The organism is Methylobacterium sp. E-065 (assembly GCF_022829605.1).
Lineage (GTDB): Bacteria > Pseudomonadota > Alphaproteobacteria > Rhizobiales > Beijerinckiaceae > Methylobacterium.
In genome coordinates this window covers 1-14,794 of sequence record NZ_JAKSYD010000302.1, presented here as the reverse complement: position 1 = coordinate 14,794, position 14,794 = coordinate 1, and the positions used below count along the sequence as shown (strand labels likewise).

7 protein-coding genes and 1 pseudogene are annotated in these 14,794 nt (G+C 72.1%); 6 read left to right on the top strand and 2 right to left on the bottom strand.

Annotated elements, in window-relative coordinates:
* The first annotated feature begins 327 nt into the window (after window positions 1-327).
* Both MKK84_RS36055 and MKK84_RS34855 read left to right on the top strand, forming a co-directional pair.
* Window positions 328-6,565, top strand: a pseudogene (locus MKK84_RS36055) (autotransporter outer membrane beta-barrel domain-containing protein).
* Window positions 6,566-6,762: 197 nt separating this feature from the next.
* A complete protein-coding gene (locus MKK84_RS34855; protein WP_243927569.1) occupies window positions 6,763-7,353 on the top strand; it encodes a PAS domain-containing protein in 591 nt (196 codons plus the stop codon).
* 27 nt (window positions 7,354-7,380) lie between these two features.
* On the opposite strand, the gene MKK84_RS34850 is transcribed toward MKK84_RS34855, so the two are convergent.
* A complete protein-coding gene (locus MKK84_RS34850) occupies window positions 7,381-8,604 on the bottom strand; it encodes an acyl-CoA dehydrogenase family protein (RefSeq protein ID WP_243927567.1) in 1,224 nt (407 codons plus the stop codon).
* Window positions 8,605-9,101: 497 nt separating this feature from the next.
* Here MKK84_RS34850 and MKK84_RS34845 point away from each other — a divergent pair, with 497 nt between their 5' ends.
* From MKK84_RS34845 to MKK84_RS34835, 3 genes are read left to right on the top strand one after another with little or no spacing between them, the layout of a single operon-like run.
* Window positions 9,102-10,076, top strand: a complete 975-nt coding sequence (locus MKK84_RS34845) for an ABC transporter substrate-binding protein (protein ID WP_243927565.1) — start codon at window positions 9,102-9,104, stop codon at window positions 10,074-10,076.
* A gap of 4 nt (window positions 10,077-10,080) precedes the next feature.
* Entirely contained in the window at window positions 10,081-11,133 is a 1,053-nt protein-coding gene (locus MKK84_RS34840) for an LLM class flavin-dependent oxidoreductase (RefSeq protein ID WP_243927563.1), read from the top strand.
* Window positions 11,134-11,147: 14 nt separating this feature from the next.
* Window positions 11,148-12,485 (top strand): LLM class flavin-dependent oxidoreductase, encoded by a 1,338-nt coding sequence (locus MKK84_RS34835; protein WP_243927560.1) that lies wholly within the window; start codon window positions 11,148-11,150, stop codon window positions 12,483-12,485.
* Between the two features lie 156 nt (window positions 12,486-12,641).
* Here MKK84_RS34835 and MKK84_RS34830 read toward each other — a convergent pair whose 3' ends face one another.
* The gene (locus MKK84_RS34830) at window positions 12,642-14,060 is read right to left on the bottom strand and encodes a M20 family metallopeptidase (RefSeq protein ID WP_243927558.1); all 1,419 of its coding nucleotides are present in this window, start codon (window positions 14,058-14,060) and stop codon (window positions 12,642-12,644) included.
* 197 nt (window positions 14,061-14,257) lie between these two features.
* On the opposite strand from MKK84_RS34830, the gene MKK84_RS34825 reads away from it, so the two are divergent.
* Window positions 14,258-14,794 (top strand): ABC transporter substrate-binding protein (locus MKK84_RS34825; RefSeq protein WP_243927556.1); only part of this gene is annotated, 537 nt, incomplete at its 3' end.

The following is a 14,794-nucleotide window of genomic DNA, read 5'->3' as shown; positions in this document are numbered from 1 at the left end:
GCGGATCACGATTTGCGCGCGGCTCGAACGAACTTTGGAGTACACGGCAAGATCTAATATATAGAAATATGTTCTTTCGAATATAAATACTTGAAATATTCCAGCTTCAGCTGTCGATCCGACTTTCCAGGCAGGAATAAATTTACTAGACGCTGCGCATTGCTGCGCAGCGCCGAACTCGGATCGGTGCGACGCGGCTGAAACCGCTGCAGATCCTTGTGGTTCCGCCATGCCCTTGCCGTTCCGTACGGGCCCTGGCGGGTAAGAGGCGTATGGCCGATGTCGTGCTCGCGGGTTGTACGGTCCCTCGGGATCCTCGACGGGCGGATGCGGCCCTCCGCATGGCTTCTGGCGACGGTCAGCCTGATCGCCATGCAGGGCCTCGCTGGGCCCGCGCGCGCCGCCGAGCGACCCCAGCCCCAGGTGGTCACCGGCGCGAATGGCCAGGACGGGAAAGTCTACATCCTCCAGCGGAACACCCCGGCGACGCCCGGCGGGGACGGCGGCGACCTGAGCCTGATCGATGTCGATACCGCGGCCGCCGGGCGTGACCCCGCGGCGGCGATCCAGATCGGATCGCAGGGCGGGCGCGGCGGACGGGGCGACGATTACGGCACGGGTTCGGTCTTCGGCGCCAGGGGCGGTCGGGGCGGCGCCGTGTCGGTGGTGCTGTCGGAGGACGTGACCGGGCAGGGCGACCAGACCGACCCGACCGGGCAGGCGGCGTTCAGGCCGGCTCCGCGGTTCTGGGTCTATTCCATGGGCGGAAAGGGCGGTGACGCCCTGACGAATTTCGGCGGCGGCGGCGATGCCGGCCCGGTCGCCCTCACCCTGTCGTCCACGGTCTCGACCGTGGGGCAGGCCTTCCTGGCCGTGCGGGTCAGCGCAACCGGGGGTGACGCCGGTTCGGGGGGCACGGCGGCCGACCAGACCGCGTTCAGGACGGGCGGGGCCGGCGGGGCGGCCTCGCTCACGGTGACGCCCTCCGGCCGGGTCAGCACCGACGGCGTCGGCGCCACCGCGGTGATCGTCGAATCCATCGGCGGTGCGGGCGGCGACCGCGGGCGGATGGGCACCGCCTACAGCAAACCCCAGGTGACCCAGGGGGGTGCGGGCGCGCTCGCGAATCTCGACATGGCCGGGACGATCCGGACGGCCGGCGACTACGCCTTCGGCGCCCTGGTCCAGAGCGTCGGAGGCCGGGGCGGCGACCAGGGCGATTCCGGCGGACGCGACGGGGCTCGGGGCGGGAACGGCGGCACCGTCACGGTGACCCAGCGCGGCACGGTCGTCACGCAGGGCGATTACGCCCTGGGCGTCGTGGCCCAGTCGGTCGGCGGCCCCGGCGGCAAGGGCGGCGGCGGCGTCTTCGGCGGCGGCACCGGCGGCGATGCCGCCACGGGCGGATCGGTGACGCTGACCAACAGCGGCTCCGTGACGACCGCGGGCACGGGGGCGATCGGTCTGGTCGCCCAGAGCATCGGCGGCGGCAGCGCCGACGCGGCCCTGCCCCTCTCGCCGCTCGCCGTGCCATCCACGACGAATGGCGGCGGTGCCGGGGGCGAGACGCTGTGGTTCTCCCGCGGCGGCACCGGCGGAACGGGGGGCTTCGGCGGCACCGCCGAGATCATCAACGCCGGCGGCCGGATCGCGACGAGCGGCGAGGCCGCCTACGGGGCCCTGGTCCAGAGCATCGGCGGCAGCGGCGGCAGCGGCGGGCGGGCCTTCACGGCCAACGCGTTCATCGCGGTCGGCCTCGGCGGCGCCGCCGGCGGCGGCGGCGATGGCGCGCTTGCCAAGTTCACCGGCCTCGACGGTACGATCGAGACCGCCGGCGACGGTGCGACGGGTGTCCTGGTCCAGAGCATCGGCGGCGGCGGCGGCGCCGGCGGGGACGCCAAGAGCAAGGCCGTGGGCTTCGCGCTCTCGGTCTCCTGGGCGGTCGGCGGGAGCGGCGGCCGGGGCGGACAGGGCGGCACCGCCGTCATCGACAGCTCGACCACCGTCACGACCGGCGGCCTCGGCGCGGACGGCCTCGCGGCGCTCAGCATCGGCGGCGGCGGCGGCGTGGGCGGTCTCGCCGACGCGAAGGCGATTGCGGCGCCCCTCGTGACGCCGACCGGCAACACGTTGCCGAGCCTCGCGTTCTCCACCGCGATCGGCGGGTCCGGCGGGGATGGCGGCGCGGGCGGCACGGCGCGCGTCCTCAACGGCGGCGCGGTCACCACCTACGGCGATGGGGCGACCGGCCTGCGCGCCCTCAGCGTCGGCGGCGGCGGCGGCATCGGCGGCGACGCGGCCGCCTATGCGCTGGCCGTCGCACCGCCGGGGCAGATGGCCGTGGCGGCCACCACGACCCTCGGCGGCACGGGCGGCGGCGGCGGCAATGGCGGCAGCGCCACCGTCACCAATCGCGGCACCGTGCGGACCTCCGGCGACAGCGCGTCCGGCATCGAAGCCATGAGCATCGGCGGCGGCGGCGGCTCGGGCGGCGGCGCGACCGCGACGGCCAACACCCTGAGCCTGCGCCAGAACATCGCCGTCACCCGGGGCGTCGGCGGCACGGGCGGCGGCGGCGGCACGGGCGGCGAAGTCACCGTCACGCAGGCGGGCAGCATCACGACCGGGGGCGACGCCGCGATCGGCGTCCTTGCCCTGAGCGTCGGCGGCGGCGGCGGCAATGCCGGCCCGGCCTCCGCGATCGCGACCTCCGGGGTCTCCTTCGACGAGACCCTCAACGAAGTCCTCAGCAAGCTTCCGATCGCCGATACCCTGACGGTGACCGACACCGTGGGCGGCGCGGGCGGCACCGGCAATCGGGGCGGCCTCGTCGGGGTGACGAACGCCGGCGCGATCCTGACCGGCGGCTCGAACGCCAGCGGCATCCAGGCCCAGAGCATCGGCGGCGGCGGCGGCAATGGCGGCGATGTGTCGAGCACCGCCACGGGCACGCTCAAGATCACCCGAAAGCTCGGCGGGACCGGCGGGACCGGCAGCACGGGCGGGTCCGTGACCGTCATCAACGACGCGGCCGGCACGATCACGACCGCGGGCGCCGGCGCGCACGGCATCCTGGCCCAGAGCATCGGCGGGGGCGGCGGTACCGGCGGCAGCCTCGCGGCCGGGACCGGGGTCACGCCCGATGCCGTGGGCGAGATCTGGCAGCAGATCAAGCAGGCGATCGGCGTCGAGGCCTACCAGACATGGGCCGCCGACAAGGCCAACAAGGACGACAAGAAGGCCCTCGACCAGTTCCTCAAGGACATCAAGTCCAGCGACACCTACAAGGGTCTTGCCGACACGCTGAAGAACTCGGATTTCGCCAAGGCGCTGAAATCCTACTCCAGCAGCATCGCGACCTATCTGGACAAGCAGAAGAAGACCGCGACGAAGCTGCCCGATATCCAGGCGAGTCTGGCCCTTGGGGGGCACCGGGGCGAGCGGCGGCACCGGCGGCGACGTCAACGTCAAGAACGAGGGGACGATCACCACCTTCGGCGCCTCCGCGCACGGGATCCTGGCGCAGAGCATCGGCGGCGGCGGCGGCCAGGGCGGCGTGTCCTTCGCCGAGGCCACCAACCAGACCACCTTCACGGCGACCGTCGGCGGCGCGGGCGGCACGGGCAATACCGGCGGTTTCGTCGGGATCATCAACAGCGGCACGGTCGCCACGCAGGGGGACGCCGCCTACGGCCTCACCGCGCAGAGCATCGGCGGCGGCGGCGGCACCGGCGTCGGGGGGAGCGTCAACAGCAAGGCCGGCAAGGGGCTGACCCTCAACCTGAATGTCGGTGGCAACGGCGGGACCGGCGCCAATGGCGGCGTGGTCACGGTCGAGAATCGCGGCACCGTCACGACGGTCGGGATCGAGGCGCATGCTCTGGTCGCCCAGAGCATCGGCGGCGGCGGCGGCAGCTTCGCCGCGCCGGCCGGCGACGACGCGGCGGCGGAGGCCGGGACTTCGCACGGGACTGCGGACGGGAAGACGGACGGCTCCGGGAGCGACGCGAAGGCGCTGGCGAACGCGCTGCTGGCGGCGCTCGACATCGTGCCGATCGCGCCGCCGGAGGATCCCGCCTCCGTCTCGGGGAAGTCCGGCAGCCTGACGCTCGGCGGCTCCGGCGCCGTGGCGGGCAACGGCGGCACCGTGCGGGTCATCCAGGAGGGCACGGTCGCCACGGGCGGCTTCGGCGCCGTCGGCATCCTGGCCCAGAGCATCGGCGGCGGTGGCGGTCTCGCCTCCGTGGCGGCGGGGCCGGGCGGCCACCGGTACACGTTCGGGCTGGGCGGCTCGGGGGGTGCCGCGGGTGACGGCGGCATGATCGACGTCAGGATGGGCGCGAACGCGAAAATCTCGACCAGCGGCGACGCCGCGCCGGCCCTGCTGCTGCAATCGATCGGCGGCGGTGGCGGCTACGGCGGCGCCCATCAGGCCGTGGGCTACGCGATCCCCTACGCGCTGCGGGACGGCGCCCGCGGCGATCGCGGGACAATCAAGGTCATTCTGGAGAAGGGCTCCGTGATCCGCACCACCGGCACGGAATCCCACGGCCTCCTGGCGCAGAGCCTCGGCGGCGGCGGCGGTCTGCTCGTCGGCCTGTCGGGCGAGACGACGACGACGACGGATCCCGTGCGCAGACGCGCGGTGACCGGAACCGGCGGGATCATCACCATCGACGCGTTCGGTTCGATCATCGCTTCGGGCCTGGACGCCCACGCGATCTACGCCCAGTCGGGCGTCCAGCGGACCGACGGCAGCCTCGAGCCCGACACGAGCCGCGGCAACGACATCGTCATCCGGGTGGACGGCGTCGTAACCGGCGGCAGCGGCACCGGCTCGGCGTTGCGCGTCGAGGGCGGCCGCGACAACCGGATCACCATCGAACCGGGTGGCGTGGTCAGCGCGGCCTCGGGCCGCGCGATCACCGGTGCCTTCGCCACCGGCACGATCACCAACCGCGGCACCGTGACCGGCGATATCGACGTGACCGGCGGCGGGCAGTTCGGGCGCGTGGTGTTCGAGAACGGGTCCGGCACCGCGTCGGCGATCCTGCGCACCGGGCCCGAGGGCGTCGTCGCGCTGGGCCGCGACGGGCTGCTGCGCAACGGCGCGATCCTCGATCTCGGCGGCGTCGGCACGGTGGCGCAGGCGACCGTCACCGGCAGCTTCGTGCAGACCGCAACCGGCCGCCTGCTGGTCGACATCGCGCCGCTGGCTCCGGCCGGCACGCCGCGCAACGACCTCCTGACCGTCTCCGGCACCGCGACGCTGGGCGGCGTGGTCGAGCCCCACATCGTCAGCGGCCTGCTGCCGGGGCGCTACACCTTCCTCAGGGCCGAGCAGGTCCGGGCCGTCACCGCCACCACGACCGACAGCGTCCTGCATTCCGGCGCGGTTCCGATCTCGTGGGCGCTGGCCTCGACCGCCGACGCCGTCGCGCTCACGCCGCAGGCGCATTTCACGACGCCCGTGGGCATCACGCTCACCACCGACCAGCGCAACGTCGCCCAGGGCCTGCAGGATGCCTGGGACGGCAACACCACCCGGCTCGGCAATCTCTACGCCCGCTTCCTGTCGGTCGACAGCCAGAAGGGCTACGCCGCCGCGCTGGACGAGCTGAAGCCCGAATCCAACCAGGACACGCTCACCGACCGGACGCTCGACACCCGCAAGGGCCTGCAGCGGGCCATGAGCTGCCCCGCCTTCGTGGGCACCGGCACGCTGCTGCGCGAGGGCGAATGCGTCTGGGGCCGCATCACCGGCACCAACGCGCGCCAGTTCTCGACCCCCGACGACGGCGGCTATCACCAGAACGCCCTGAGCTACCAGACCGGCCTCCAGACCGAGTTCGCGCCGGATTGGTTCTTCGGCCTGACCGGCGCCTACACCCGCGCGATCCAGAGCGATCCCGACCGGATCACCGGCACGACGAGCGATGCCGGCGACGTCTCGGCCGCGCTCAAGCATCAGGTCGGCCCCTGGCTGTTCGCGACCTCGGCCAACGTCGGCTACGCCTGGGCCGACAACAAGCGCGCGATCGACTTCGCGGGGGCCCGCGCCACGGCGCGCAGCCGGTCCGAGATCCTCAGCGCCGGTGGGCGCCTGCGGGCGAGCTATCAGGTCCTGTTCGGCGACTGGTACATCAAGCCCTACGCGGATCTCGACCTGCTCTACAGCTACAGCCCGGCCTATTCCGAGACGGGCGCGGGGGATTTCAACCTCTACGTCCGCCCCCTGGCCAAGACGCTGGTGGCGTTCAGCCCGAACGTCGAGATCGGCGGCCGGATCGATCTGGAGGGCGGGCGCTGGGTTCGGCCCTACGGCACGCTGGGCCTGATGGTCCTGTCGGACGACCGCTTCACCGGCCGGGCGAGCTTCCAGGGTACCGGCGCGCTCGGGCGGTTCGCGACGGAATCGTCGATCCCCGACCGCCTCGGCGAAGCCGGGCTGGGGCTTCAGATCAGTCTCGGCAACGGCGTGGAGGTGACGGGCGAGTATCAGGCACAGGTCGGCGACCACTTCGTCGCGCAATCCGGGACCGCGCGCCTGCAAATGCGCTTCTGACACTTGGGTGCGGCCCGGGACCGCCTCCACGTTGGTCTTGCCGCCGAGACGAAACCCCTGAAGACGCGCCGAGACCCGTTCGCACGCGATCGGACGGCCGATTGACTGCTTGATGTGACCACAATTTAGTCGTGTGCTATCTCTAGTTGAAAGCAGACTGATTTGGGGGAATCGAGCCGATGCGAATGTCGGGAGGCGTGAGCGCCCATCCGGGGCACGAGGAGCTGCAGACCGTTCTCGACGATGCCGATACTGTGGGCCGCTGGCAGATCGACGTGCGCCGGTGCGTCGTGATGGCCGATCCCATCGTGGCCCAGCTGTTCGGCTTCACACCCGAGTTCGGCGCGCGGGGCATCCCGTTCGAGACCTTCAACAACGGGGTCCATCCGGATGACCGCGCGCACGTCATGGAGCACATCCTCGGATGCGCGGAGGCCGGCGGGTGGTTCATCGCCGAGCACCGGGTCTGCTCGGCCGACGGCCAGATCCGCCGGATCCTGGCCCGCGGAAAGTTCGATCCGGACGAATCCGGCACCGTGGTGGTGGGCCGCGGCATCGTGGTGGACATCACGCAGAGCGACGCCAGCGACGATCCGCTCGTCGCCTCGCGGATCTCCCAGGCGACGCCGCCGCTGGAGCAGGTCGTGGACCTCGTTCTGGCGAGCTACCGCACCCTCAAGGATCTGGGAGAGCCGAAGGCCGTGGCCCTGACCGAGGCGCTGCTGATGGAACTCGGCTTCTGCCTCGCCCGCGCCCAGGTGCGCGGCCGGCTCGCCCACATGCATTGACCGGATCGGCCACCCGGCGCGGAAGCGTCACGCCGTGCCGACCCGGTATTGCCGGGGCGGCGGCGCGCCCGTGATGGCGAAGGCGCCGACGATCCGGTCCCGGTAGATCCGCGGATTGTGGGACGCGATGGTCCGCGCGTTGCGCCAGTAGCGGTCGAGCCCGAGCCCCGTCTTCACCGCGGAGGCGCCGAGGGCGTCGAACAGCGTCGTCGTCGCCTGCAGCACGAGATCGGTCACCACGCTCACCGCCTGGTTGACCTCGACATCGGCGAGCGTCGCCGCCCGGTCGGCCGCCGGGCCGTCCCCGGCCTGGTGCGCCGCGTAGGCCCGTTCGAGTGCTTCGGCGGCCTTCAGCACGATGGCGCCGGCCGCGTAGGCGTTGCCCCGGACCCGGCCGACCACCGCCTGGATCTGCGGGTCGTCCGCGGTGCGCCCGGCATTGCCGTGGCTGTAGACCCGGGTGCGTTCGGCCACCAGCCGGGCCACGTCCTCGGCCGCCGCCCGGCCGATGCCGGCGAGGGTGGCGAGGTGCACGAGCTGGAAATACGCCATCGCGTAGGGAAAGCGGGGGGCATCCGGCTTGATCAGGTCCGGATCGAGCACGACGCCCGCGAAGGTCGCGGTGCCGCTGGCGGTCAGCGCCTGCCCGAACCCGTCCCAATCGTCCACGATGGTCACGCCGGGGGCCCGGACCGGCACCGCCGCGGTCACGGCCTCCCCGGCCTCGTCCTCGGCCGCGAGGTGGATGTAGTCGGCAAACAAAGAGCCGGTGGTGTAGAACTTCCGGCCGTCGACCACCGGGTTCCCGTCGCGGTGGCGCACCACCGTGTCGAACGCGCCGACCTTGGCGGGGCCGGTCTCGGAGACGCCGCTGCCGATCGTCGCTCCGGCCGCGATCCGCGCGATCCAGGCGGCGCGCCATTCGGGCGACGACGAGCAGAGCGCATCCTCGGTGAAGCCGAAATGCGCCCGCAGCGCGTTGGTGACGTTGGAATCGGCGCTCGACAGCTCGATCAGCAGGGCGAACAGTTCGGGCAGGCTGGCGCCGTGGCCGCCATCCTCCGGGGCGAGCCGCAGGGTCGTGAAATTCGCCTCCCGCAACCAGCCGATCTCGGCATGGGGCAGGCCGCGGGTCCGGTCCCGCTCCGCCGCGGTGGCCCGGATCTCGGCAAAGACCGGGCGGAAGCGCTCGGCCAGCGCCTCGTAGCGCGCGCTCGGACCCGCGCCCCAGCCCGCTTCCGTCTGCGACATGGCACCCATTCCCAATTCCAGGCCTGCCCAATTCCAGGCCCGACCGATGGGCAGAGCCATGGAATCGCGAAGTTCTTTTCCGATCTCAAGAGCGAACCGACGTTCGGTCGCGCCTTTGGAAGCGTCATTTCTCTATGGACGCCATCGGAATACTTTCATCTTGCGCGCGGTGGGTTGAGGAGAAAACGGTTTCCCGTGTTCGACGCAGTCGTTTCCCGTTGCAGCACCGAGGACGCCGGCTCATCCGGGATACGCGCGATCACCGCGGGCGCAGGTTGTCGGCTATCAATCGAAACAGCATCGCTGCCGATACGATCCGATGAAGGATCGACTTCCACGAGCGGCGGAAAGATCGAAAAATTGTTTCATTGATCCGGAAATCGACCTCGGCCACCAATGGAGGCGGTCGCGATGCGGCGAAGAGCTTCGCCGACTCAGCGCCGAGCCCAAGTCTCCCGCCCCTCATCCCACCTGACCCGATGCCCCCCGAGCGCCCGATGACCGACGAAACCCTGTCCCGGCGCCGGCTCCTGCGCGCCGGCCTCGGCGGAGCTGCCGCCGTGGCGCTCGGCGCGCCGTCCGTGCACGCGGCGCCGCGTGAGGTGAAGATCAGCATGCAGCGCTCCTCGGTGCTGTTCACCGTGCTGAAGGTGAAGGGCACGCTGGCCGAGCGCCTCGCGCCGCTGGGCTTCGCGCCGAGCTGGCACCTGTTCACCAGCGTGATTGAGCCGATGACGGCCGGCGCGGTCGATATCCACGCTGACGTCGCCGATGCGGTGCCGATCTTCACGCAGGCGGCCCGGGCGCCCCTGACCTTCTACGCCCGCGAGCGCGGCGCGCCGGCCGCCGAGGCGATCATCGTGCCGGCGGACTCGCCGATCCGCACGGTGGCGGACCTCAAGGGCCGCACGGTCGGCGTGTCCCGAGGCTCGGGCAGCCACTACGTGCTGGCCGCTGCCCTGAAGCGCGCCGGGCTGACCTTCGCCGACATCAAGCCGGCCTATCTCCAGGCCCCCGAGGGCGCGGCCGCCTTCGAGCAGGGCAGCCTCGACGCGTGGTCGATCTGGGACCCGTTCCTCGCCTTCGCGGAGGCCAAGCGCCCGGTGCGGGTCATTGCCGACGCCACCGGGCTGACCAGCTATCATCGCTACTACCTCGTCAACGACAGCTTCGTCGCCGCACAGCCGGAGGTGGTGGCCACGATCTACCGGTCGCTGGTCGAGGCCGGCGCCTGGATGCGGGCCAACCCCGAGGCAGCGGTGGCGCTGCTGGCCCCGATCTGGGGCGACCTGCCGCCGCCCGTCGTGGCCGCCGCCAACAGCCGCCGGACCTACGCGGTCGAGCCGGTGGAGCGCTGCCAGCTCGGCGAGCAGCAGGCCATCGCCGACGTGTTCCACGAGGCCAAGCTCATCCCCCGCCGGATCGACGCCACCGCGGTGCCGATCTGGCAGCCGCCGGCCGGGCGGGGCTGAGCCGATGGCCGGTTCCGTCACCGCGCCCCGCTTCGGCATCTGGGCGGCCGTCCACGGCTCCCGGGCCGCGCACCACGATCCCGACGAGCCGGACGACGCCAGCTGGGAGCGCAACCGCGCCCTGGTGCTGGAGGCCGAGGCCCTGGGCTTCGATTCCGTGCTGGTCGCCCAGCACACGATGAACCCCTACGACGCGGAGCGGGACCAGCTGGAGGCCTGGACCGCTGCGGCGGCGCTCGCGGCGCTGACCCGCCGCATCGAGATCATCGCGGCGATCAAGCCGGGGCTCTACCATCCGGTGGTGCTCGCCAAGATGGCGCTGCAGATCGAGCATATCAGCGGCGGCCGCTTTGCGCTGAACCTCGTGAATGCCTGGAACCGCGCCGAGTTCGAGCGGGCCGGACTCCCCTTCCCCGCCCATGACGACCGCTACGCCTACGGGCGGGAATGGATCGGCCTCGTGGACCGGCTGATGCGCGGCGAGCGCGTCACCTTCGCGGGCGCGCACTTCCAGGTCGAGGATTACCAGCTCCGCCCCGCCGGTACGGTCCGGCCCCGGCCGACCCTCTATGTCGGCGGCGAGTCCGAGCCCGCCCGGGCGCTGGCGGCCGACCACGCCGATGTCTGGTTCATCAACGGCCAGCCGCTGGCCGACGTCGCAGACCTGATCGCCGACGTTGCGCGGCGTCCCGCGGCCAACGGCCCGCTGCGCTACGGCCTCTCGGCCTTCGTGATCGCCCGGGACACCGACGCGGAGGCGCAAGCCGAGCACGCGCGGCTCCTCGCCCTGGCGCAGCGCGACGCGGACCTGCGCGCCGACACCCGCGCCCGCACCGACACGGCCAGCGTGATGTTCGCCAAGACCGACGCGGCCGCCGCCCGACATGTCGGCACCAACGGCGGCACCGCGGCCGGGCTGGTGGGCAGCTACGCCCATGTGGCGGAGCGGATCCGCGCGTTCCACGCCGCCGGGATCGACCTGTTCATGCTGCAGTTCCAGCCGTTCGAAGCGGAGATGCGCCGCTTCGCCGGGCAGGTTCTGCCGCGCGTCCGCTGACCCGGAGCCCACCCATGACCGGCCGCACCCTGCATCTCAACGTCAACCTGCTGCATTCCGGCGTCTACCCGTCCGCGTGGCGGCTGCCGGGGAGCCAGCCGGACGCCTTCGTGGATATCGACCACTTCATCCGCATCGCCCGTGTCGCCGAGCGGGGCAAGCTCGATGCGATCTTCCTGGCCGACACGCCCGCGATCAACGACCGGATCGACTACCGGCCGTTCAACGCCCTCGAACCCACGGTGGTGCTGGCGAGCATCGCGGCGGTGACGCGCCATGTCGGCCTCGTGGCCACCGCCTCGACGACCTACAACGAGCCGTTCAACCTCGCCCGCCGCTTCGCGAGCCTCGACCTCGTGAGCCGCGGCCGGGTGGGCTGGAACGTGGTGACCACCGCGGACGCCGCCGCGGGCCGCAATTTCGGCTTCACGGGCGCCTCCGAGCATGGGGCGCGCTACGCAAGGGCACGGGAATTCACCGACCTCGTCCACACCCTGTGGGACAGCTGGGAGGATGACGCGTTCCTCGGCGACACGGCGAGCGGCCGGTTCATCGACGCCGACAAGGTCCACGCGGTGAACCATCGCGGCGCGCACTACACCGTGGCCGGTCCGCTCACGGTGCCGCGCAGCCCGCAGGGCCGCCCGGTAACCTTCCAGGCGGGCGGCTCGGAGGACGGGCGCGAACTCGCCGCCGCCACCGCGGACGCGGTGTTCTCGCTCGCCCAGACCATCGCGGACGGGGTGGCGTATGCCCGGGACCTGCGGGCGCGGGCGGCGCGCTACGGGCGCGGGCCGGACGCGCTGGTGATCCTGCCCGGCCTCGCCACGGTGATCGGCTCCACGGAGGCCGAGGCGCGGCGGCGCCAGGACGAACTCTGGGATCTCGTGCCCCTGGAGTACAGCCTCGCCCGGCTCGCCGGGACGCTGCGGATCGACCCCGCGCGGCTCGACCTCGACAAGCCTTTGCCCGACCCGCTGCCCCTGCCGCCGGACGCCAACCACACGATGTTCTTAGGGACGGTCGCGCTCGCCCGGCGGGACGGGCTGACGGTGCGCCAGCTCCTGCGGGCTTTGGGCGGCGGCGTCGGCCACCGCATCGTGGCGGGCACCCCGGAGTCGATCGCCGACGATATCGAGGCGTGGTTCCGGGCGGGCGCGGCGGACGGCTTCAACCTGATGCCCGACGTGCTGCCGGACGGGCTGGAGACCTTCGTGGACGCGGTCGTGCCGATCCTGCAGCGGCGCGGCCTGTTCCGCCGCGACTACACGGGCACGACCCTGCGCGACCATCTCGGGCTGGCGCGGCCACCGAGCCGCTATGCCAGCGGCGGGGCTTCGCTGTCCGCCTGAGGCGGTAGGGTTGCCAAATTCACGCGTCATGAGCTGCGATACGGCAGCACGATGAGGCGCGGGTCCCCTCTCCCGCACGGGAGAGGGAGCACGTTGCGCCCTCCGGTCAGCGTCCGTGGTCCGCCCGGATCCCGGACCATCTGTGCCCCCTCCACCTCACGCCAGCGACATGCGCAGCGGCGGCTCGACCTCCGGGGGCAGCGGCGAGACATAGCCGGCTGCGCCGCGCCGCCGGGCGAGATCCGCCTGGGCGGCGTCCCGCAGGGCCGCATCGGTCAGCGCCCGGGTGCCGGTGGCCGCCATCGCCTTGGCGACCTGCACCATCGCCTTGTGGGCCGCCGGGGTCTTTCCCTGCGCCACCACCTGCCAGGTGTGGAACGGCGTGCCGATCGCCACGGTCGGGGCATGCGCCTGCACGGTCGGCACCACCCAGCTCACGTCGCCCACATCGGTCGAGCCGATCGCGGGGTTGCGCGGGGCGTCGAGCGGCACGAGGAAATCCGCGAGCGGCGCCTCGGTGCGCGGCATCCCGATCGCGCGGAACACCGCGTCGATGTCGCCGTCGCCGAGCGTCGCCCGGATCTCGTGCGCAAAATCCCGGTCGGCATCGTCGAAGGGGGGCGGGCCCAGCTCCTCCATCACCCCGTGGAGCGCCTGCTCCAACGGCGTGTTGCCCAGGAGGTTCGACACGGCGCTGACGATCCGCACCTCGACCTCGGTCTCGGTCATCAGCGCGGCGCCCTGCGCCACCTTTTTCACCCGCTCCACCAGGGCCAGCATGCCGGGCAGATCGCGGGCGCGGATCGAGTAGCGCACGCGCGCCCGCGCCTGGACGACGTTCGGCGCGATGCCGCCCGCGTCGAGATAGGCGTAGTGCACCCGGGCATCCGAGGGCATGTGCTCGCGCATGTAGTTCACGCCGACGCTCATCAGCTCCACGGCGTCGAGCGCCGAGCGTCCGAGATGCGGGGCCGCCGCGGCGTGGGCGGTCCGCCCGGTGAAGGTGAAATCGGCCCGGGTGTTGGCGAGCGCGGCCGGCGGCGCCACCTCCCAGAAGCTCGCCGGGTGCCAGGAGATCGCGATGTCGGCATCCGCGAAGGCGCCGGCGCGGACCATGAAGGCCTTGGCGGCCCCGCCCTCCTCGGCCGGGCAGCCGTAATAGCGCACGCGCCCGGGGGTGCCGGTCTCGGCGAGCCAGTCCTTGACGGCGGTGGCGGCCAGCAGAGCCGCCGAGCCGAGGAGGTTGTGGCCGCAGCCATGGCCGTGCCCGCCCGGCTCGATCGGCCGATGCTCGGCCACGCCCGCCTCCTGCGACAGGCCGGGCAGCGCATCGTACTCGCCGAGGAAGGCGATGACCGGCCCGCCCTCGCCGGCCTCGCCCATCACCGCGGTGGGGATGCCGGCAACCCGCTCGGTGACGCGGAACCCCTGGTGGCGCAGCTCGGCGACGTGCTCGGCGCAGGAGCGTTCTTCCGTGTAGCAGACCTCCGGCATGCCCCAGACCCGCTCCGACAGGGCGATCAGCCGCTCCTTCCGGGCGTCGACATGGCGCCACACCGTGTTGCGGTTATCCATCGTGTCGTCTCCCGGTGTGGTACCGATCGAACCCGCGGCACCCTGGCGGGCGTTCCTGCATGCAGGGCCGGGGCCAGGAAGGCGTCCGGAATGCAGGATCGTCAACACGTTTCGCGGGACGCGTCACTGGCCCGCCCCTTGCCAAGGGCACACTCGGAATGATGCTGTGCCGGTCGCGGCGGCAACCAGGAATGATCATGGACGAGCGGGATCTGCACGGCCTTATCGGACGTGTGAAGGACGGCCGCCTGTCGCGGCGTGCCTTCGTGCAGCGGATCGTGGCTTTGGGCCTCACCGCGCCGATGGCCGGGCTGATGCTCGCCGGCAACGGGGTCGCGATGGCGGCCGATATCCGGGCCGGCTACAAGCCGACCAAGGCCGGCGGCGGCGGCGCGCTCAAGCTGCTCTGGTGGCAGGCGCCGACGCTGATCAACCCGCATTTCGCGATCGGCACCAAGGATCAGGACGCCTCGCGGATCTTCTACGAGCCGCTCGCAGCCTGGGACGCGGACGGCAACCTTGCGCCGGTGCTGGCCGCCACGATCCCGTCCAAGGAGAACGGGGCGCTGGCCGCCGACGGCCGCTCGGTGGTCTGGACGCTCAAGCCCGGGGTGAAGTGGCACGACGGCAAGCCGCTCACCGCCGACGACCTCGTGTTCACCTGGGCGTATGCCCGCGATCCCGCCACCGCGGCGGTGACGGCCGGGTCCTACAAGGATTGCAAGGTCGAGAAG